Source organism: Salinisphaera orenii subsp. halophila YIM 95161 (genome assembly GCF_003732545.1).
Classification (GTDB): Bacteria; Pseudomonadota; Gammaproteobacteria; order Nevskiales; family Salinisphaeraceae; genus Salinisphaera; species Salinisphaera orenii_A.
In genome coordinates this window covers 1-19,551 of the sequence record NZ_AYKF01000024.1, presented here as the reverse complement: position 1 = coordinate 19,551, position 19,551 = coordinate 1, and the positions used below count along the sequence as shown (strand labels likewise).

Here is a 19,551-nt window from a genome sequence, read left to right as displayed (position 1 = left end):
TTTTGGCGCGCCAGAAAGTTCATACCGACATGCCGGTCCGCGAGATCTATCCGCGGCTGCTGCGCTATACCTGGGCCCATCGGAAATGGCTCGGTATCGCGGCGATCGGGATGGTGGGCTACGCCGCGGCCGATACGGGGCTGATCTATATCCTCAAGCCGCTGCTGGACGGCTCGATCGTGGATCGCGACCCGTGGATGATCCGCTGGATTCCGGTCTTCCTGCTCGGACTGCTGATGGTGCGCGGCGTGTTCGGTTTCCTGTCGAGCTACGGCATGTCGTGGGTCGCCAACCGCGTGATCTATCACGTGCGCCGGGACGTGTTCGCCAAGTTCCTGCAGCTGCCGACGAGCTTTTTCGACGACCACTCGACCGGCAAGACCACGGCCAAGCTGACCTATTACACCGGCCAGATCTCCGGGGCGGCGACCAGCGCGATCACGATCGTGGTGCAGGACACCATGCGCATCATCGGCTTCACCTTTCTGATGTTCTGGGTGAACTGGTCGCTGGCGATGGTGGTCTTCGTGGTCGGGCCCATCATCGCCCTGATCGTGAGCAACGTCTCCAAGCGCTTTCGTCGCTACAGCGTGACCATGCAGCAGTCCATGGGCGACATCACGCACATCAGCGAAGAGGTGCTCACCGGGCAGCGGGTGGTGAAGGTCTTCGGCGGCGAGGAGCACGAACGCAACAGCTTCGATCGCATCAACGAGCGCTTCCGCCGCATGTCGATGCGCAAGGCCACCACGACCGCGGCCAGCGTGCCGGTGCTGCAGTTCATCACCGCGATCGCCGCGGCCTGCGTGGTCGCGATCGCCGTGCGCGACACCGGCGGCGGCATGATGTCGCCGGGCGATCTGGCGACCTTCTTCGGCGCGATGATGGGGATGATGCAGCCGATCAAGCGCCTGACCAGCGTGAACGCCACCATTCAGGCCGGCATGGCGGCGGCGGGCGCGATCTTCGAGCTGCTGGACGAGCCGGCGGAGCGCGATCCAGGCCGGCTGACCATCGACCGCGCGCGCGGCGAGATCCAGGTCTCGGAGATGGCGTTTCGCTATCCGAACACCGAGGCCTATGTCCTGCGCGACATCACCTTCGATGTGGAACCGGGCCAGACGGTGGCCTTCGTCGGCCGTTCCGGCAGCGGCAAGTCGACGCTGCTGTCGCTGCTGCCGCGTTTCTACGACTACGAGGCCGGCAGCATCCGGCTGGACGGGCACGAACTGTCCGAGTACCGGCTGGCGGATCTGCGCGCCCAGATCAGCCTCGTCGATCAGAACGTGGTGCTGTTCAACGACACGGTTGCGGGCAACATCGCCTACGGCACCCTCGGCGGCGCGGACCGTGAGACCGTGATCGACGCCGCGCGGCGGGCTTACGCGCACGAATTCATCGAGTCGCTGCCCGAGGGCTACGACACGCTCGTCGGCCAGAACGGCATCATGCTGTCCGGCGGCCAGCGCCAGCGCATCGCGATTGCACGCGCGTTGCTGAAGGATTCGCCGATCCTGATTCTCGACGAGGCGACCTCGGCGCTGGATACCGAGTCGGAACGGGCGATACAGAAGGGCCTGGAGGTGCTCATGCGCGACCGCACCACGCTCGTGATCGCGCACCGACTGTCCACGATCCAGGACGCGGACCGGATCGTGGTGCTGCACGACGGGGAGCTGGTGGAGCAGGGCACGCACAGCGAGTTGATGGACCAGCGCGGCCACTACCGCAACCTGCACGACATCCAGTTCTCGCAGCCGGGCTGATGAAACGCCTCGCGCGCGCGCTCGAGCGCGCCTGGTACCGGCCCGGTGGCGCCTGGTGGCCGCTGCTACCGCTCGCCTGGCTGTTCGGCCGGGTCGTCGCACTGCGGCGCGCGGCCTATGCCCGTGGCTGGCTGCGCTCGCGGCGGGTCGGCGTGCCGGTGCTCGTGATCGGCAACATCACCGTGGGCGGCAGCGGCAAGACGCCGCTGGTGATCCTGATCGTGCGCACGCTGCAGGCGCGGGGACTGCGCCCCGGCGTGGTCTCGCGCGGCTATGGCGGCCGGGCGGAGCGCTACCCGCTGCGCGTGACCGCAACGACGCCAACCGCCGTGGCCGGCGACGAGCCCGTCCTGATCGCCCGCCGCGCGGGCGTACCGGTGGCGGTGGACCCGGACCGCGCGCGCGGGGCCGCCGCGCTTGTCGCCGAAGCCGGCGTCGACTGCGTGGTGGCCGACGACGGGCTGCAGCACTATCGTCTGGCCCGGGATATGGAGATCGCGGTGACCGACGCCCGCCGCGGGCTCGGCAATCGACGACCGTTACCGGCGGGGCCGCTGCGGGAGCCACCGGGGCGACTGGACGGGGTCGATCTGTCACTGGTTCACGGCGCCGGCGGTGACTTCGAGCTCGTGCCGGGCGCGGCACAGTCGCTTGACCACACCAGCACGCGCGCGCTGGCGGATTTCGTCGGCCGGCCGGTGCACGCGGTGGCGGGCATCGGCGATCCCGGGCGTTTTTTCGCTATGCTGCGCGGATGCGGCCTGACCGTGATCGAGCATCCGATGCCCGATCACCATGTGTATACCGCCGGGGAGTTGATGTTCGACGATGATGCGCCGGTGCTGATGACCGAAAAGGATGCCGTCAAGTGTGCCGATCTGGCGGCCGAGACGCGCTGGTATGTTCCCGTGGACGCGCAGCTGACCGAGGCCGGCGCGGCGCGCCTGGAGCGAGCGCTCGCGCATTTCGCGGTGCATCCCGGAGCGACGCGATGAGTTTCGTCGTGGTGATCCCCGCGCGGCGGGCCAGCAGCCGGCTGCCGGACAAGGTGCTCCGCGACATCGCGGGGCGGCCCATGCTGGCGCATGTCTGTGCGGCCGCCCATGCCAGCCGCGCGCGGGCGGTGCTGGTGGCGACCGACGATCCGGTGGTCGCCGAGGCCGCCCGCGAAGCCGGCGCGGACGCGGTGATGACGCGGGACGATCATCCCTGCGGGACCGATCGAATCGCCGAGGTCGCGGCGGCCCGGGACTGGGGCGACGAGACGATCGTGGTCAACGTGCAGGCCGACGAGCCGTTGATGCCCCCGGCGCTGATCGATCAGATCGGCGAGGCGCTGGTCGCCGATGCCGGCGCGGCGATCGCGACCGCCTCCACGCCGATCCTGCGCGCGGACGATTTTCACGACCCCAACATCGTCAAGGTGGTGGCGAACGCGGCCGGACGCGCGCTGTATTTCAGTCGCGCGCCGATTCCCTACCATCGCGACAGCGGCAATCGTCTCGTCGACGACGACGCGGCCAGCCGTCATATCGGCATCTACGGCTATCGAGCCGACGCTCTGCGCAGCTTCGCCGCGGCGCCGGTCGGAGTACTGGAACGCCGCGAGTCGCTGGAGCAGCTGCGTGCCTTCGACCTCGGGCTGCCGATCGCGCTGGTGTGCGCGGTCGCCGTACCCGGGCCGGGGGTTGACACCGCGGCCGACCTGGCGGCGGTCGAACGGCTACTGGCGGCGACATGACGCAACGGAACCGGATACGCGTGCTGTTCGTGTGCCTCGGCAACATCTGCCGTTCGCCGACCGCGCACGGGGTGTTTCGCGACCGCGTCGCCGCAGCCGGTCTCGTCGACCGGATCGAGGTGGACTCGGCGGGCACCGGCGATTGGCATGTGGGCAAGCCGCCGGATGCGCGGGCCCGTGCGGCAGCGGCGGCACGCGGCTGCGATATCGGCGATCTGCGGGCCCGCCAGGTCGCAGCGGCCGATCTCCGGGCCTTCGACTACGTGCTCGCCATGGATGCCGACAATCTCGCCGTGCTCGAGCGGCTGGCCCGAGAGAGCGCGGACGCGCGCGCCCGTGTCGCCCTGTTCGGCGACTACAGCGGTCGTCACCCCAGGGCGGCCGTGCCCGACCCGTACTTCGGCGGCGAGGACGGCTTCGAGCGCGTGCTCGATCTCATCGAGGACGCCGCCGAGGGTCTGCTCGTCGAAATACGCGCGGACTTGGAGCGCGATCCGGGCTGACGCGAGAGTCGCGGCGCCCGTCGGACCGCCGACGGGCGCCGTGCACGCCGCTAACGGCCGCCGGGGGTGTCGTCCTCGGTGCCGGTGGCCCGCTGCGTCTCGACCTGCTTCAGGGCCGCGTCTTCCGTGTCGTCCACAGTCTCGGCGACGACGCGCTTGGCATCGGCCCGCGGTGTGGCGCTCGGCATCGCGCCGTCCGCGTTCGGGCTCTCGTCCGTATCGTCCGTGCTCTCGGTGTCCTCACGGGTGTCGATGGCGGTGTCTTCGATCGCCGTCTGGTCGACGCTGCGACGGGCATCGGTTTCGACCTGGCGCAGGGCCGAGTCATCGTCGGCGGCGGTCTCCGGCGCCGCGTCGGAAGCCGTGCCGGATTGGACATGGTCCGAGGTGTTTTCCGAATCGACCTCGGCCCGGGCCCGATCATCACTCGTCTCGGCCTCGGTCTCGGTCTCGGCGGCCGGTTCCGGCGCCGCCGTTGTAACGGCGGAGTCCCCGGGCGCGGTGTCAGCCGTCGCGGATGAGGCCGCCTCATCGCTGCTCGGCGATGCGGTTGTGAGTTTATCCTTCTCGGCCTTTTCGGGCGTCTCAGCCGTCTCAGCCGTCTCAGGCGTCTCAGGCGTCTCGACGGCACGAGACTCGGACCCGGCGGCGGGGTCATCCGAGGCGACCTCGCCGTGTTGGCGCGAGGCGGCACGGGCGTTGTCGCTTGCGCGCGCGGCCGACCAGGGCTCGTCGTTCTCGGGCGCCGGCGGCTTGACCGCGGTCGTGTTCTTCGTCTGTGCGGCGTCCTCGGGCCCGTCTTCCGCGGCGGGCTGGTCGGCGTCCGCCGGTACCGCGGTGGGTGCGGTGTCGGTGGCGCCCTGGGGGTCGCCGTTCAGCCGCACATCGTCGGCCACGCGGGGGGTGTCCTCGGTTTCCGAGGCATCGGCTGCGGACGCCGGCGCAGCCGCGGCGTCGCGGGGCGGCGCGTCGTCGTCGGCCTTGTTGCGCTGATCGTTCGACGCGGACGCCTGGTCGGCTCGGGGCTGCGGTGCGTTGTCATGCTCCGGCGCCGAGTGGTCCGCGTCGCCGTCGTCGGTGTCGGCGGCCGCCGGGGTCTTGCCGGCGTTGTCGTCGGTGCTGCCGTTATCATCGCTCTGCGCGCCGTTGCCGCGATTGCGGCCACCGCGCCGGCCGCGGCCACCGCGCCGCCGGCGCCGCCGCCGGCCGCCGCCAGTGTTGTTGTCCGAATCGTCGTTGTCGCGGTTGTGCGTCTCGCCGTCTTCGGCCTGCTCGCTTTGCTCTGCGACCTCAGGCGTTGCCGTCTTGGCCGCTTTCCGATCCTCGTCGTTCTTGTCGTTCTTCTTGTCCGCGCGGTCCGGTTTGGCGGACCGGTCGTTTGACTCCGTCTTGTTCGACTTGTCGGGCTTGCCGGTCTTGTCGGCGCGGTTGCCGACGGCTTTCTCCATATTTCTAGCGGCGCTGTCGCCCGCGGTCTCGGCGCCGGCCGCCGTCTTGGTGGAGCCGCCGTTGCGGTCGTTGGCCTGTTTGTCGTTGGCCGACTTGTCCTTGCCGCCGCTCGGTGCGTTTTTGTTGCTGCCGTCCGTCTTCTTGCCGTTCGAGCCGGACGGGCTGCGGTTCTTGTCGGTGCCGTCGCTATCGGCCTTGCGACCGTCGCCCGAGCCCGAGCCCGAGCCGCGACGATTGCGGCCGCCGCGACGCGAGCGCGAGCGGCTGCCCTCGTTGCTGTCGTCGCTGCCGCGCCGATTGCGGCTGGGGCGGTGCTTGCGCGTCTCTTCGCCCGTCCCGCTCTCGGACCCGGCCGACGTTCCGGACTCCGGCTTCTTCTTCGCAGGGCCAGAGGCGGTGGCTTGCGCTTGCGTGGCCGTCGTCGACTGCTCGTCGCCGGAGACTATGCGGCGCAGCGCGTCCCAGAGCTGCTGCCACGGGGTCATCGCGGCGGCGGCCGGCGCCGGCTGGGGCTGAGCCTGGGCCGCTTCGGTGGTCTCCGCTTCCTTTTCAGGCTCGGCCGTGCGTTCGATTACGGGCGCGTCGGGGCGTTCGACGCGCTTGACCGCCGGCTCCTCGCGCTTCGCGGCGGCGGTGCTGCCGGCGTGGTTGGGTTCGACCGGTTTCTCGATGTCCACCTCATTGTCCAGGCGATAGCTGGTGGCATCGTTGTTGTCAGTGGCGAGTTCGTCGCCGCGGATGCGGCGAATCTCGAAGTGGGGCGTGTCGAGCGTCTCGTTGGGCACCAGCGTGACCAGCGTCTTGGCCCGGCGCTCGACGCCCGCGATGTCCTCGCGCTTCTCGTTGAGCAGGAAGCTGGCGACCGCGATCGGAAGCTGGACGATCACGCGTCCGGTGGCGGGCTTCATCGCCTCCTCTTCGAGCAGGCGGAGGATCGACAGCGACAGCGACTCCACACTGCGGATGCTGCCCTGGCCGAGACAGCGCGGGCAGACCTGGTTCGAATACTCCGACAGCGACGGCTTGAGCCGTTGGCGCGACATCTCCAGCAGACCGAAACGCGAGATGCGCCCGATTTGAACCCGCGCACGGTCGGCCTTGGCCGCCTGCTTGAGGCGATTCTCGACCTCGCGCTGGTTCTTGTTGTTCTCCATGTCGATGAAGTCGATCGCCACCAGTCCGCCGAGGTCGCGGATGCGCAGCTGGCGGGCGATCTCCTCGGCCGCTTCGAGGTTGGTGTTGAAGGCCGTCTCTTCGATGCCGCCGCCCTTGGTGGCGCGCGCGGAGTTGATGTCGACCGTGGTCATCGCCTCGGTGTGGTCGATGATGATCGCGCCGCCGGAGGGCAGGGTGACTTCGCGCTCGAAGGCACTCTCGATCTGGGATTCGATCTGGAAACGCGAGAACAGCGGCGTCTCGTCGGTGTAGTGCTTGAGCTTGGACAGCGCCTGCGGCATGACCTGCTGCATGAACTCGCGACCGGTCTCGTAGATCTCGGCCTGGTCGATCACGACCTCGCCGATGTCGTCGCGCAGGTAGTCGCGCAGCGCGCGGATGATAACGTTCGATTCCTGATAGATCAGGAACGGCGCCTTGCGCTCGGCGGACGCGTCGGTGATCGCCTTCCAGACATGGACCAGATAGTCCAGGTCCCACTGCAGCTCCTCGGCGCAGCGACCCACGCCGGCGGTGCGCACGATGACACCCATGCCCTTGGGCACCTGCACCTGGTTGAGCGCCTCGCGCAGTTCGTTGCGCTCCTCGCCCTCGATGCGGCGGGACACGCCGCCGGCGCGGGGGTTGTTGGGCATGAGCACCAGATAGCGCCCGGCCAGGCTGACGAAGGTGGTGAGCGCGGCGCCCTTGTTGCCGCGCTCCTCCTTCTCGACCTGGACGATAATCTCCTGGCCCTCGGACAGGGCGGACTTGATGCTGTCCTTGCCGTCGCCGCTGAAGTAGTCCTTGGCGACCTCCTTGAGCGGGAGGAAGCCGTGCCGATTGCCGCCGTAGTCGATGAAGGCGGCTTCCAGGCTCGGCTCGACGCGGGTGACGCGCCCCTTGTAGACGTTGGCCTTGCGCTGCTCGCGGCTGCCGACCTCGATGTCTAGATCATGGAGCTTCTGGCCGTCGACGATGGCCACCCGCAGCTCTTCCGGCTGGGTGGCATTGATGAGGATGCGTTTCATTGAATTGAATTCCGGCTGGCGCTCGACTGCCGGGTGTCGCTGCGGCTTGCGGCGCGCACACGCGGGCGCCGTTGACTGCCCCGCTCGAATGTCCGGGCCCGGTCAGGGCCTCGAGGATCACGCGGTAGGCAGCAACAATGAGACAGGAGCGCATGAAGTGAATGACTCGAACGATTGATTCATGAACACGCTGCCGGAGAACGCCATGCTAGGCTGGACTTGCGCGATGCAGCGTGTGGCATTGACTGTCGGTCGGCGATCGCCGCCCGCGCGGGATAGGAATAAGAGCGCAGGCCGCTATATCGGCTCGACCTTGGGAGTGTAATCTGACAACGACGCATGCTCAAGTGCGCTATGTCCGCGTCACTCGCGACGATTCCGGCATGCGCCTGGATAATTTTCTGCTGCGAACCTTCCGCGATGTGCCGAAATCGCGTGTCTACCGCATCATCCGAAGCGGTGAGGTCCGGCTCAACCGCGGCCGCGCGAAGCCCGGCACCCGCTTGACCGAAGCCGACGAGATCCGTCTGCCGCCGGTTCGCCAGCGCGACCGGCCCGGGCCGGGGCGGCCGCCCGACGCGCTCCTGAAACGCGTCGAACGCGCGCTGATCGCGGAGACCGACGACTATCTCGTGTTCAACAAGCCGCCCGGGCTCGCGGTGCACGCCGGAACCGGCCTGCGCTTCGGACTGATCGAGGTCCTGCGGGCTCTGCGGCCGGGCGAGTTCGTGGAGCTGGTGCATCGGCTGGATCGCCAGACCAGCGGCTGCCTGCTGGTCGCGCGTTCACGCGCCGCGCTGGATGGCCTGCGGGCCGCGCTGAACGACGTCTCCTCGAGCAAACGCTATCTCGCGCTGGTCGACGGCCGCTGGCGCCACGGTGCGGTGGAGGTGGACGCGCCGCTGTCGCGCGACAACGAGCGCAGCGGTGAACGCATGGTCGAGGTGGATCCCCGAAGCGGCCGGACCAGTCTGTCGTGGTTCGAACCGAAGACGGCCTTCACCGACGCGACGCTCATGTCGGTGGCGATCCGCACCGGCCGCACCCATCAGATCCGCGTGCATGCGGCGTACAAGGGCCACCCGGTGGTCGGTGACGACAAGTACGGGGCGAACACCGTGGCCACGCGCTGGCGCGAGCGCGGTCTGCGGCGCATGTTCCTGCACGCGGCCGAGCTCCAGATCGACTACGACGGCTGCCGGCTCGTATTCGAGGCCGATCTGCCCGCCGACCTGCAGCGCGTGCTCGAGCGACTGGACGCGGCGGAATGAAGTCCTACGAGCTGCTGGTATTCGACTGGGACGGCACGCTGATGGACTCGGCCGGCGAGATCGTGGGCTCGATGCAGCAGGCGATACAGGACACCGGGCTGCCCGAGCGCACGCCGGCGCAAATGCGCGAGCTGATCGGGCTCGGACTCAACGATGTCCTGGCGCGGCTGTTTCCGGAGCTCGACACCCGGAGGGTGCGCGCCCGGCTCGACGACTATCGACGCCGCTACGGCATGCAGCGCTCGCGCGCCGTGCTCTTTCCCAGCGTGATCGCCACGCTGGACGTGCTGCGGGACCGCGATTTCACGCTGGCCGTGGCCACCGGCAAGAGCCGGCGGGGCCTCGACGACGCGCTGGCGTCGAGCGGCACGCGGCATCTGTTCCAGACCACGCGCTGCGCCGACGAATCCGTGCCCAAGCCGGCGCCGGACATGCTGGAGGATATTCTCCTGCGCACCGCCACGCTGCCCGAGCGGGCGCTGATGATCGGCGACACCGAATACGACGTGGCGATGGCGCGCGCGGCCGGCATCGATTCCGTGGGCGTCGGCTGGGGCGTGCACGATGCCGAGCGGCTGGCCCGCGCCGGCGCGCTCGAGGTGCTGGATAGCGTCGAGGCGCTGCCGGCCTGGCTCGATCGGCGGGCCGCGGGCGAGGTGCGGCCGGGCTGATCCGCCGATCGCGCGGCTGGGTCGCGATTTGCTTGGATCCGCCTGCCGGACCGGAGCGTTCGGCAGGCCTCGGCCGCCCCGATCATCGCTACCAGCCCGCGCGGCCGATCGCGCCCACGCCTCGACGGGCCGGCGGGCGCGCGAAGACGTGTGCGCTCGGCGCGAGCCGCGGCGCGTTGGGGGTGAGCCCGCGCGCTGGGCGAATCACAAGACCACCTCGCGCGAGTTCCGACGACGCATCGTGCGGCCGGGCCCGAGGGCACAGGCTTGCGGCCCGTCGATCAGTCGCCTGGCCGGACCGCCGTACTCGATGCGTTCCGGGCTGTCGGCCGGCGTCGGGCGGCCTAGGGAACGGCGATGCCGACCCGCGCCAGAAAGTGCCGCAGCGCGATCAGCGGCAGGCCGACCAGCGTGCTCGGGTCGCGCGACTGAAGCGACTCCACCAGTGCGATGCCGAGGCCCTCGGATTTGATGCTGCCCGCGGTCGCGGTCACATCCTCTGCGGCGACATAGCGCCGAATCTCGTCGTCGCCCAACTCGCGGAAGGTCGTGGTCACCGTCTCGACCGTGAGCAGCGGCGTGTCCAGGCCGGGAGCGCAGACGCACAGACCGGTGTGGAAGTACACGGTTTGCCCCGATTGCTGCTGCAGCTGTTCGATCGCGCGGTCGCGGCTGCCGGGCTTGCCGAGGATGGTGCCGTTGACGTCGGCGACCTGATCGGAGCCGATCACGATCGCCTCCGGCCACATCGAGGCCACGCGCTCGGCCTTGGCTCGGGCGAGCCGACGGGCGAGATCGATCGGCGGTTCACCCGGCAACGCGGTCTCGTCGACCTCGGGGGCGGTCGCTTCGAAGCGGACGCCGAGCTGACGCAGCAACTGGCGGCGCCACGGAGAGCTCGATGCGAGAATGAGCAGCGGATGGTCCTTGGCCATGATATGCAGCGCTTGCGGTGGAACTGGGTGGGCAAGGATAATGGATCACGGCCCTCGGGGCGCGCGGTCCGGCCGGGCGCGCCTGCCAAAGGCGAAAATCTTTGACTTGCCCCGATCCGGGCCCTATCATCGCGCGCCATGTACGAGCCGGGCACGCTGGCACATCACGTCGATTACCGGCGGCTGGCGACCCAGCGGCGCGAGGTGAGTGGTGCGATCGCCCTCGGGCGGTTGCCGCGCGTGGCGGCCATCTGCGCTCGCCGGCCGGGCGAGCACGACGAGGTCGAGGCCGAACTCCGGTTCTTCGAGGACGCCCAGCGGCGCGTTCGCGTCGAGGGCTCGATTCGGACGACGCTGACATTGATCTGTCAGCGTTGTCTGCGAGACTACGCGCAGGCCATGGACGCTCCGATTGCCGGGGTGGTCGTGGGCAGCGACGAGGCCGCGGCGAACGTGCCGCGCGCCGACGAGCCGGTGCTGGCCGAGGGCGACACGCTCGACCTGCACGCGCTGATCAGCGACGAGTTGTTGCTCGCGCTGCCGAGCGTGGGCCGCTGCGAGCGGGCGGACTGCCGCTCGCGCCACGCGGCCGAACCGAAAGCACCGGCGCCCGAGGCCGATGAACGACAGTTCCCGTTTGCCGGGCTCGACCGGCTGACGCGGGACGATTAGACGACACGACGAACACACCCATCTGATACAGGCGAAAGGCCATGGCCGTTCAGCAGAACCGCAAATCCCGCTCCAAGCGCGACAAGCGTCGCACCCACGACCGCATGGTGCGGCCGACGCTGTCGATCGACGCGACCACGGGCGAGACCCATCGACGTCACCACGTCACGCGTGACGGCTTCTACCGGGGCCGCCGCGTCGTCGAACTCGGCGACGACGTCTAGCCACGACGACGCTCCGGCGGGTCACCGGCCGAGTGGTCGCGTGACCTGCCCGCATTGTCATGATTCGTATTGCCGTCGACGCCATGAGCGGCGACCGTGGCCTTCCTGTGGCCGTGGATGCCGCGCTGGCCAGTCTTGAGGCGCATCCGGAGCTCGCGCTCGTGCTCGTCGGCGACGAAGCCGCCCTGCGCGAGGAACTCGGGCGTCGCCGCAAGGCCGATCGTTTCGACGACCGCCTGCGTCTGCATCACGCGGGCGAGGTCGTGGGCATGTGCGAGTCGCCGGCGCGCTCGCTGCGCCAGAAAAAGGATTCGTCCATGCGCGTGGCGATCAACCTCGTGCAGGCGGGCGAGGCCGAGGCCTGTGTGTCCGCGGGCAATACCGGCGCGCTCATGGCCACCGCGCGCTTCGTGCTCAAGACACTGGCCGGCATCGATCGACCCGCGATCGTGTCGCCGATCCCGTCACGTCGCGGCCGCACGCTGATGCTGGACCTGGGCGCGAACGCCGAGTGCACGCCCGAGCAGCTGTTCCAGTTCGCGGTCATGGGTGCGGTCCTGGCGCGCGCAGTGCACGGCATCGAGTCGCCGCGCGTCGGACTGCTCAACATCGGGGCGGAGGAGATCAAGGGCAATCTCCAGATCCAGCAGGCCGGCAAGCTGCTCGCGGACAGCGAACTCAACTACATCGGCTTCGTCGAGGGTGACGACATCTACATCGGTGACGTCGACGTCGTCGTCTGCGACGGTTTCGTCGGCAACGTGGCGCTCAAGACCAGTGAAGGGCTCGGCAAGCTGATCGCCCAGTTCCTGCGCGAGGAGTTCTCGCGCAACGCGCTGACCCGCACGGCCGCCTTCTTCGCCATGCCGGTGCTCAAGGCCTTTCGTCTGCGCGTGGACCCCCGGCAGTACAACGGCGCGACCCTGGTCGGCCTGCAGGGGACGGTGATCAAATCCCACGGCGACGCCGATGCCGTTGCCTTCGCCAGCGCGATCAACGTCGCGCGGATGGCGGTCGATCAGCAGGTGCCCCAGCGCATCCACGATCTGCTCGCGCACAACCTGGGCGAGTAGGGCGGCGCCCGCCACGCCGCGCGTATGGCGACGGCAGCCGCCCGGTCGCCCCGTTCGACGCTTTTCGGTTGTGCTCGAACGATTGATTCGGCGCCCCTAAATCCCTATATCCTGCGTACAGCGACAACGGGGCCACCCCGCGCGGCGCCGTGCCGGTGCACGCGAGCCGAGGTGCACGTCATGAGTGACAAGGACAAACCGAATCCGATGGTCGAGGACGACGGCGATACCGCCGTTCAGGCCAGCGAGCCCAAGACCAAGCAGCCGCCGCTGTACAAGGTGGTGCTGCACAACGACGACTACACCCCGATGGAGTTCGTCGTCGAGGTGCTGACGACCTATTTCAGCCTGAGCCGGGAGCAGGCGGTACAGATCATGCTTACCGTGCATACGCGCGGCAAGGGCGTTGCCGGCACCTATACCGCCGAGGTCGCCGAGACCAAGGTGGCACTGGTCAACGACCATGCGCGTGCCCACCAGCACCCGCTGTTGTGTACTATGGAAAAAGCCTGATCGCCGCCGATCGGCGGTGGACGATCCGGCCTCAATCGAACGCCAAGTTCGGGGACGCAAAATGCTGAGCCAGGAACTGCAAACCGCACTCGATGCCGCCTTCATGGTGGCCCGGCGGCAGCACCACGAGATGCTGACCGTCGAACACCTGCTGATGTCGTTGCTCGACAATCCGGCGGTGATCGAGGTGCTGGAGTCGGTCAATGCCGACATCGCGCGCCTGGAGCGCGAACTCAAGAGCTATATCGATACCCACGTGCCGGTCGTGCCGGCAGGTGAGGACCACGAGGTGCAGCCGACGCTGGGCTTCCAGCGCGTGCTGCAGCGTGCGGTCTATCACGTGCAGTCGTCCGGCAAGAAAGAGGTGACGGCGGTCAATGTCCTGATCGCGATCTTCTCCGAGCAGGAGTCCCACGCCGTGTACCTGCTCGGCGAGCAGGGTGTCACCCGGCTGGACGTGGTCAACTTCGTCTCCCACGGCGTGAGCAAGTCGGGCGAGGAGTCCGGCGAGCAGCCGACCGACAGCGCCGAGAAGACCGGCGACGAGGCGGGCGAGTCGAAGTCGGCGCTGGACCAGTACGCCACCAATCTCAACCGCAAGGCCGCCGAAGGCCGGGTCGATCCGCTGATCGGCCGCGATCACGAGATCGAACGGGTGGTGCAGACGCTGTGCCGCCGGCGCAAGAACAACCCGCTGCTGGTCGGCGAGGCCGGTGTGGGCAAGACCGCGATCGCCGAGGGTCTGGCCCGCCAGATCGTCGATGGCGAGGTGCCGGACGTGCTCAGCAAGAGTGTGATCTACGCGCTGGATCTCGGCGCGCTGATCGCCGGCACCAAGTATCGCGGCGATTTCGAGAAGCGGCTGAAGGCGGTGCTGGCCGAACTGGGCAAGCAGGAAGGCTCAGTCCTGTTCATCGACGAGATCCACACGGTGATCGGCGCGGGCGCGGCCTCCGGCGGCGTGATGGACGCCTCCAACCTGCTCAAGCCGAAGCTCGCCTCGGGCGAGCTGCGCTGCATGGGCGCGACTACCTACCAGGAATACCGCGGCGTGTTCGAAAAGGACCGCGCGCTGGCCCGTCGCTTCCAGAAGATCGACGTGCCCGAGCCGACCGTCGCGGATACGGTCCAGATTCTGCGCGGGCTCAAGGATCGCTTCGAGAGTCATCACCAGGTGCGCTACACGCAGCCGGCGCTGGAAGCCGCGGCCGAACTCTCGGCGCGTCACATCAACGATCGGCATCTGCCCGACAAGGCCATCGACGTGATCGACGAGGCCGGCGCGCGGCTGCGTCTGCGGCCCTCCGGCAAGCGTCGCAAGACCGTGCAGGTGCGTGACATCGAGGACATGGTCTCGCGCATCGCGCGGATTCCGTCGAAGACCGTCTCCCGTGACGATCGCGATGTCCTCAAGACGCTCGAACGCGATCTCAAGCTCGTGATCTTCGGCCAGGACGAGGCCGTCACCTCGCTGGCAAGCGCGATCAAGATGTCGCGCTCCGGGCTGGACAACCGCGACAAGCCGATCGGCTCCTTCCTGTTCGCCGGCCCGACGGGCGTGGGCAAGACCGAAGTCACGCGCCAGCTTTCGCTGCATCTGGGCGTCGATCTCATCCGCTTCGACATGTCGGAGTACATGGAGCGGCATACCGTATCCCGTCTGATCGGCGCGCCGCCGGGCTATGTCGGCTACGACCAGGGCGGCCTGCTCACCGAGGCGGTGACCAAGCAGCCGCACTCCGTGGTGCTCCTCGACGAGATCGAGAAAGCGCATCCGGATATCTTCAACCTGCTACTGCAGGTCATGGACCACGGCAAGCTGACCGACAACAACGGACGCGAGGCGGACTTCCGCAACGTGATCCTGGTGATGACGACCAACGCCGGGGCCGAGGACATGGCCCGGCGTGGTATCGGCTTCAACCCGTCGGACAACAGCAGCGACGGGCTGGAGGCGATCCGCCGCGGCTTCACGCCCGAGTTCCGCAACCGTCTGGATTCGATCATCCAGTTCCAGCCGCTGCAGGGCGAGGTCGTCGAGCGGGTGGTCGACAAGTTCATCCTGCAGCTGGAGGCCCAGCTCGAGGCCCGCGGCGTCGAGCTCGTGGTCGAGCAGGAAGCCCGCCACTGGCTCGCCGAGCGCGGCTACGACGTGAAGATGGGCGCACGTCCGATGGGGCGGGTGATCCAGGAGCACATCAAGAAGCCGCTCGCCGAGGAGCTGCTCTTCGGTCGGCTCGCCGACGGCGGTCGCGTGGTCGTGCGGGTGCACGACGACGAACTGGAACTCGACGTGTCGCCGAAGGAGACGGCCGAGGCCTGATTCCGGACGACGGGGCCGGATCTTCAGGGCGGCGCCGGCGGGGTGGCGCCGCCCTGTCGTGTTCGTTGCGCTCAGTCGACGGTGACGCGATTGACCTCGGCCAGGCCGAGCACGCCCGCGCGGACCTTCTGCAGCCCGGCCTGGCGAAGATCCAGTACGCCGTCGGATTCGGCCTGACGCTCGATGTCGCGCGCATTGCCGCCGTCCATGATGATCTGCCCGACGGCGTCGGTCACCGGCATCACCTGATAGATGCCGACACGGCCGGAATAGCCCTTGGTGCAATTGTCGCAGCCTTCGAGGTTCGCCTCGAAGATCGTCAGGGCGTCGATCTCGTCTTCGCGAAAACCCTCCGCCACGAGCTCCGCGGTCGGAATCTCGGCGGGCTGCTTGCAGTGCGGGCACAGGCGGCGCGCCAGTCGCTGGGCGATGATCAGCGAGACCGAGGCGGCGATGTTGTAGGCCGGCACGCCCATGTTGATCAGCCGTGTGAGCGTCTGCGGTGCGTCGTTGGTATGCAGCGTCGACAACACCATATGGCCGGTCTGCGCCGCCTTGATGGCGATCTCGGCGGTTTCCAGGTCGCGGATCTCGCCGACCATGATCACGTCCGGGTCCTGGCGTAGAAAGGCACGCAGGCAGGTCGCGAATGTCAGCCCGACCTTCGGGTGGACGTTGACCTGATTGATACCCGGGAGATTGATTTCCGCCGGATCCTCGGCCGTCGAAATATTGCGGTCGGCGGTATTGAGGATGTTGAGCGCGGTGTAGAGCGACACCGTCTTGCCGCTGCCGGTTGGACCGGTGACCAGGACCATACCGTAGGGGCGATGGATGGCATCCTCGAACAGCGCGCGCTGGGCATCGTCGTAACCCAGCGCCTCGATGCCCATCTGCGCGCTGGCCGGATCGAGGATACGCAGCACGATCTTCTCGCCGTGGAGCGTGGGGCAGGTGGACACGCGGAAGTCGATCGCGCGGTTGCGAGATAGGTTGAGCTTGATACGGCCGTCCTGGGGGATACGCCGCTCGGCGAGGTCCAGGCGCGCCATCACCTTCAGGCGCGCCGACAGTCGCATCCCGAGCGCGGCCGGCGGCGCCGCCACCTCGCGCAGCACGCCGTCCTGACGCATGCGTACCCGATAGCGTTGCTCGTAGGGCTCGAAGTGGATGTCCGAGGCCCGCTTGTGGATCGCGTCGAGCAATACCTTGTTCACGAACCGCACCACCGGCGCATCGTCGGAATCGACCCGCGTCGCGTCGGGAATCTCGGTTTCGCCTTCATCCACGCCGAGATTGTCGAGCGAGACGTCGTCGAGGCCGGCCATGGCGCTGTCGAGCGCGCTGAACGCGCTGTCGATCGCGCGCGCGAGTTTGTCCTGCTCGACCAGCACGGGCTCGATGTTGAGCCCCGTGTTGAACTGGAATTCATCGAGGGCGGCCAGATTGGTCGGATCCGCCACCGCGAGGAACAGGTTGCGCCCGCGCTGGAAGATCGGCAGCGCGCCGTGCTTGCGGATCAGCGACTCGGACACCTTCTGGACCGGCGCCTGGGCCAGATCGATCGCCCGCAGATCCAGCAGTGGCATCGAGAACTCCTCGCATGCCGCCTTGGCCAGAACGGCGGCGCTGAGCAGGCCCCGGTTCACCACGCGGGCAACGAACGACTCCTCGTCGCGGACCGCCTCGCGCTGGGCCTGCGCCGCGGTCTCCGCCTCAATCAGGCCGTCCTCGACCAGCTGTCGCGCCAGACCGCCGAGGGCAGGCGTCGCCGCGTTGCGCCTGTTCATCGCCATGGATGTATCCCCGGACGGCCAGAACGCGCCCGCGCTATGGAACGGTCTGCCACAAAAGCCCCGACACGGATGGCCGGCGGGCGGGGACGAAGATCGATGTGCGTCAGCAACGGTACGGATTCTATGGTGTTTGTCATGACGCTACCATGCGCGATCGACCAAAAACGGGGAAGGTACGTGAAAAACATATTCGAGGCCCTGCGCGAGAGCCACGACAAGCAGCGTCGCCTGCTCGATGCGCTCACGGATACGCATGGCGACAGCGATACGCGCGACGGCATCTTCGTGGCCTTGAAGGCCGAACTGGCCCACCACGCGGCGGCCGAGGAGCGGTATTTCTACGTGCCGCTGATGGAATACGACATGACGCAGGAAAAGGCACGCCACAGCGTCGCCGAGCATCACGAGATCGACGAACTGGTCGAGTCGCTGGAGACCACCGACTACAGCTCACCCGCCTGGCTGAGCGATGCGAAAAAGCTGCGGGAACTGGTCACGCACCATCTGGAAGAAGAGGAACAAGAAGTCTTTCAACAGGCCGGCCGGGTGCTCGGTGAGGAGGACAAGACTGAGCTGGCCAAAAGCTACGACGCCTTCATGGCAGAAATGACCGGCTGAACTGAAATCGACGTGCGCGTGTGGCGCGCGCGGTGTGCGACGGGCGAAGCGCGGTCGCCAGGCGCCCAGCGTCGCCCGATCGCTCCTGGTCGCGGTCGACCGCCGTGCATACCTCTCGCGACGCGATCGAGGCCTCAAGAACCGGTAGACGGCCGGTGAGCTCGCGCCCACCGCGAGGCGGGCGTGAACTCATCGGGTAGCGGCGATCGGCTGAACTCCGTGCGCGGCTGGAGCCAAGCGGCGCACCAAGCCTGGTTGTGCACGAGCCGACATGCCCTCGGCGCCGCGTTCGCAGACAAGACGGCGGCCTAGTGAGCGGGCTCGGTGCGAAACGAGTGCGCCCCGCACACTCGAGCGTGCGGTATTAGCCTATTGGCCCGGGACGTCCAGGCGACGTCGTGTCGCCTACCGCGCCGTGAGGCCTTGTGGGCTCGTTGTGCGATTCTGCGCCGGGCTCGCTCGCGGACCGGGCGTGGTCGCCGCGAGGCTTCAGGCCGCGACGAGCTGGTCGAGTTCCGACGGCAGATCGAGGGCCACATCGGAGATCTCGCCGTCCGATACGGCCTGGCGAAGCGCGCTGGCGACCGCCTGGGCGACGCGGCGCGTGGTGTCCTCCTCGAGCTCGGTGCGGAACATCAGCTTGCTGTAGAACTCGGCGAGTGTGATCGGTACGTCGGAGGTCTCGCCTCGGTCGCCGCCGGCCTCGACGGCCTCCGTCAACTCCTGGGGCAGCTGGGCGGCAAGGCGCTTGGCCTGATCCAGCGGCAGCTGCTCGCACAGCGTTTCCAGCGTGATCAGCGTGACCTCGTGGGCGACATCCGCGTCCAGGGAAGGGCAGGCGTGATTGACGTGGGCGATGAAACGATCGGTCTGCATGAAGACTCCTGCAATGTCGGGTCGCCGCGCCGGTGCGTCGACGACCGGAATGTCCATGCAGGGTGAACCGGATGTGATGACGTCGCCATCCGCATTAATCCGGAATTCGGCGTCGGTATTCAGGTGGGCGGGGATGCAGGTCGGAGAACGCGGGCCGCCGTGTGGATGCGCCGTACCGGAAACGGTCTGCGGTCACAGGTGGGGCGGGACATCGCGTCGATGGTCGGAGTAGCAGGATTTGAACCTACGACCTCCACCTCCCGAAGGTGGAAAATGCCCTAGTACAAACAACGAGTTGAATTGCAACTGGCTGTTTATGTAACCGTTTTATACCAAGCGTTACCAATCGTTACCGATGGCTGGTTGTTTATTTGCAACCACTGCAACCAATTTAGCAGCCTCTTTGCCGTTGCGGTAGAGCAAGTTCGTCTTACTGATATTAAGAGGCATCATCGATTGCGGGAAAGATTTGTCCGCCGCCGGACTAGTGTGGGTGCTGGGGCCGACGTGGCCTCGACAGTGAGAGATCTGAATGCGCACGAAAGAGGTTTCAACCCATATTGTTCCTTTATGGACCGATGTACAGCTCGCGGAATTTCTCCAGATCGCGCCGCAGACAATTGCGAATCGAATCTCGCAGGGACGACAAATGCCACCTCATGTTCGTGTTGGCGGCGCGCGACGATGGATCGTGGAGCAAGTCGTGGACTGGTTAAAAAGTCAGCAATAATTCCGCGGCGAACCGTAAGTCGTTAACGACTGCGCTCTCCACTGACGTAATAAGTTTACTTATCTATTAGTCGTCTTGGTTCGGCTTTGATATGGCGTCTGCGCAAGTGGCGTCGTCAAGACTGGCCGTTATCGGCCCAGGCTGTGTGAAAACGCTCCCACCGGCTAAACTTCTCTCAGGCTATTGGCGGAGTGCTTGATGAGT

Annotated in this window: 17 protein-coding genes; 13 read left to right on the top strand and 4 right to left on the bottom strand. The window is 67.5% G+C overall.

The window, feature by feature from the left end:
- Positions 1-2: 2 nt before the first annotated feature.
- The 4 genes from msbA to SAHL_RS02260 are packed head-to-tail and all read left to right on the top strand — an operon-like array spanning position 3 to position 4,010.
- Positions 3-1,766: a lipid A export permease/ATP-binding protein MsbA gene (gene msbA / locus SAHL_RS02275; protein ID WP_245968355.1), complete on the top strand. Its 1,764-nt coding sequence runs from the start codon at positions 3-5 to the stop codon at positions 1,764-1,766.
- Positions 1,766-2,761, top strand: a complete 996-nt coding sequence (gene lpxK, locus SAHL_RS02270) for a tetraacyldisaccharide 4'-kinase (RefSeq protein ID WP_123589791.1) — start codon at positions 1,766-1,768, stop codon at positions 2,759-2,761. Before msbA ends, lpxK begins: the two co-directional genes overlap by 1 nt.
- Positions 2,758-3,507, top strand: coding sequence for a 3-deoxy-manno-octulosonate cytidylyltransferase (gene kdsB / locus SAHL_RS02265; RefSeq protein WP_123589790.1), 750 nt, complete (start codon positions 2,758-2,760; stop codon positions 3,505-3,507). The genes lpxK and kdsB overlap by 4 nt, the downstream gene beginning before the upstream one ends.
- The gene (locus SAHL_RS02260) at positions 3,504-4,010 is read left to right on the top strand and encodes a low molecular weight protein-tyrosine-phosphatase (protein WP_184947198.1); all 507 of its coding nucleotides are present in this window, start codon (positions 3,504-3,506) and stop codon (positions 4,008-4,010) included. The genes kdsB and SAHL_RS02260 overlap by 4 nt, the downstream gene beginning before the upstream one ends.
- A 50-nt stretch (positions 4,011-4,060) precedes the next feature.
- Here the strand turns inward: SAHL_RS02260 and SAHL_RS02255 are convergent, their stop codons facing one another.
- Positions 4,061-7,645 carry an Rne/Rng family ribonuclease gene (locus SAHL_RS02255; protein WP_123589789.1) on the bottom strand — a complete coding sequence of 1,195 codons (3,585 nt, stop codon included), beginning with the start codon at positions 7,643-7,645 and terminating at the stop codon, positions 4,061-4,063.
- 383 nt (positions 7,646-8,028) lie between these two features.
- Here SAHL_RS02255 and SAHL_RS02250 point away from each other — a divergent pair, with 383 nt between their 5' ends.
- Both SAHL_RS02250 and SAHL_RS02245 read left to right on the top strand, forming a co-directional pair.
- Positions 8,029-8,916 carry an RluA family pseudouridine synthase gene (locus SAHL_RS02250; RefSeq protein ID WP_123589846.1) on the top strand — a complete coding sequence of 296 codons (888 nt, stop codon included), beginning with the start codon at positions 8,029-8,031 and terminating at the stop codon, positions 8,914-8,916.
- Positions 8,913-9,587: an HAD family hydrolase gene (locus SAHL_RS02245; RefSeq protein WP_123589788.1), complete on the top strand. Its 675-nt coding sequence runs from the start codon at positions 8,913-8,915 to the stop codon at positions 9,585-9,587. Before SAHL_RS02250 ends, SAHL_RS02245 begins: the two co-directional genes overlap by 4 nt.
- A gap of 344 nt (positions 9,588-9,931) precedes the next feature.
- On the opposite strand, the gene SAHL_RS02240 is transcribed toward SAHL_RS02245, so the two are convergent.
- Positions 9,932-10,522 carry a Maf family protein gene (locus SAHL_RS02240; RefSeq protein WP_123589787.1) on the bottom strand — a complete coding sequence of 197 codons (591 nt, stop codon included), beginning with the start codon at positions 10,520-10,522 and terminating at the stop codon, positions 9,932-9,934.
- Between the two features lie 138 nt (positions 10,523-10,660).
- On the opposite strand from SAHL_RS02240, the gene SAHL_RS02235 reads away from it, so the two are divergent.
- The 5 genes from SAHL_RS02235 (at position 10,661) to clpA (ending at position 15,327) form a co-directional block, all read left to right on the top strand.
- Positions 10,661-11,194 carry a YceD family protein gene (locus SAHL_RS02235; RefSeq protein ID WP_123589786.1) on the top strand — a complete coding sequence of 178 codons (534 nt, stop codon included), beginning with the start codon at positions 10,661-10,663 and terminating at the stop codon, positions 11,192-11,194.
- Positions 11,195-11,235: 41 nt separating this feature from the next.
- The gene (gene rpmF / locus SAHL_RS02230; protein WP_123589785.1) at positions 11,236-11,418 is read left to right on the top strand and encodes a 50S ribosomal protein L32; all 183 of its coding nucleotides are present in this window, start codon (positions 11,236-11,238) and stop codon (positions 11,416-11,418) included.
- Positions 11,419-11,477: 59 nt separating this feature from the next.
- On the top strand, positions 11,478-12,491 hold the full coding sequence (gene plsX / locus SAHL_RS02225) for a phosphate acyltransferase PlsX (RefSeq protein ID WP_123589784.1): 1,014 nt from the start codon (positions 11,478-11,480) through the stop codon (positions 12,489-12,491).
- A 180-nt stretch (positions 12,492-12,671) separates the two neighbouring features.
- Complete coding sequence (gene clpS, locus SAHL_RS02220; protein ID WP_123589783.1) at positions 12,672-13,004, top strand: ATP-dependent Clp protease adapter ClpS; 333 nt, start codon at positions 12,672-12,674, stop codon at positions 13,002-13,004.
- A 61-nt stretch (positions 13,005-13,065) separates the two neighbouring features.
- A complete protein-coding gene (gene clpA, locus SAHL_RS02215) occupies positions 13,066-15,327 on the top strand; it encodes an ATP-dependent Clp protease ATP-binding subunit ClpA (protein ID WP_123589782.1) in 2,262 nt (753 codons plus the stop codon).
- 71 nt (positions 15,328-15,398) lie between these two features.
- On the opposite strand, the gene pilB is transcribed toward clpA, so the two are convergent.
- Positions 15,399-17,123: a type IV-A pilus assembly ATPase PilB gene (gene pilB / locus SAHL_RS02210; protein WP_221177793.1), complete on the bottom strand. Its 1,725-nt coding sequence runs from the start codon at positions 17,121-17,123 to the stop codon at positions 15,399-15,401.
- 135 nt (positions 17,124-17,258) lie between these two features.
- Between pilB and SAHL_RS02205 the strand changes: the two genes are divergently transcribed.
- Positions 17,259-17,741: a hemerythrin domain-containing protein gene (locus tag SAHL_RS02205; RefSeq protein ID WP_123589844.1), complete on the top strand. Its 483-nt coding sequence runs from the start codon at positions 17,259-17,261 to the stop codon at positions 17,739-17,741.
- Positions 17,742-18,230: 489 nt separating this feature from the next.
- On the opposite strand, the gene SAHL_RS02200 is transcribed toward SAHL_RS02205, so the two are convergent.
- Positions 18,231-18,617, bottom strand: a complete 387-nt coding sequence (locus SAHL_RS02200) for a DUF2267 domain-containing protein (RefSeq protein ID WP_184947195.1) — start codon at positions 18,615-18,617, stop codon at positions 18,231-18,233.
- Positions 18,618-19,149: 532 nt separating this feature from the next.
- Between SAHL_RS02200 and SAHL_RS17440 the strand changes: the two genes are divergently transcribed.
- Positions 19,150-19,347, top strand: coding sequence for a helix-turn-helix transcriptional regulator (locus SAHL_RS17440; RefSeq protein WP_148045455.1), 198 nt, complete (start codon positions 19,150-19,152; stop codon positions 19,345-19,347).
- Positions 19,348-19,551: the final 204 nt, after the last annotated feature.

Coding starts and splice junctions, on each gene's coding strand:
- lpxK (WP_123589791.1), top strand. CDS start 1,766: ATGAAACGCCTCGCGCGCGCGCTCGAGCGCGCCTGGTACCGGCCCGGT.
- kdsB (WP_123589790.1), top strand. CDS start 2,758: ATGAGTTTCGTCGTGGTGATCCCCGCGCGGCGGGCCAGCAGCCGGCTG.
- SAHL_RS02260 (WP_184947198.1), top strand. CDS start 3,504: ATGACGCAACGGAACCGGATACGCGTGCTGTTCGTGTGCCTCGGCAAC.
- SAHL_RS02255 (WP_123589789.1), bottom strand. CDS start 7,645: ATGAAACGCATCCTCATCAATGCCACCCAGCCGGAAGAGCTGCGGGTG.
- SAHL_RS02250 (WP_123589846.1), top strand. CDS start 8,029: ATGCGCCTGGATAATTTTCTGCTGCGAACCTTCCGCGATGTGCCGAAA.
- SAHL_RS02245 (WP_123589788.1), top strand. CDS start 8,913: ATGAAGTCCTACGAGCTGCTGGTATTCGACTGGGACGGCACGCTGATG.
- SAHL_RS02240 (WP_123589787.1), bottom strand. CDS start 10,522: ATGGCCAAGGACCATCCGCTGCTCATTCTCGCATCGAGCTCTCCGTGG.
- SAHL_RS02235 (WP_123589786.1), top strand. CDS start 10,661: ATGTACGAGCCGGGCACGCTGGCACATCACGTCGATTACCGGCGGCTG.
- rpmF (WP_123589785.1), top strand. CDS start 11,236: ATGGCCGTTCAGCAGAACCGCAAATCCCGCTCCAAGCGCGACAAGCGT.
- plsX (WP_123589784.1), top strand. CDS start 11,478: ATGATTCGTATTGCCGTCGACGCCATGAGCGGCGACCGTGGCCTTCCT.
- clpS (WP_123589783.1), top strand. CDS start 12,672: ATGAGTGACAAGGACAAACCGAATCCGATGGTCGAGGACGACGGCGAT.
- clpA (WP_123589782.1), top strand. CDS start 13,066: ATGCTGAGCCAGGAACTGCAAACCGCACTCGATGCCGCCTTCATGGTG.
- pilB (WP_221177793.1), bottom strand. CDS start 17,123: ATGGCGATGAACAGGCGCAACGCGGCGACGCCTGCCCTCGGCGGTCTG.
- SAHL_RS02205 (WP_123589844.1), top strand. CDS start 17,259: ATGACGCTACCATGCGCGATCGACCAAAAACGGGGAAGGTACGTGAAA.
- SAHL_RS02200 (WP_184947195.1), bottom strand. CDS start 18,617: ATGCAGACCGATCGTTTCATCGCCCACGTCAATCACGCCTGCCCTTCC.
- SAHL_RS17440 (WP_148045455.1), top strand. CDS start 19,150: ATGCGCACGAAAGAGGTTTCAACCCATATTGTTCCTTTATGGACCGAT.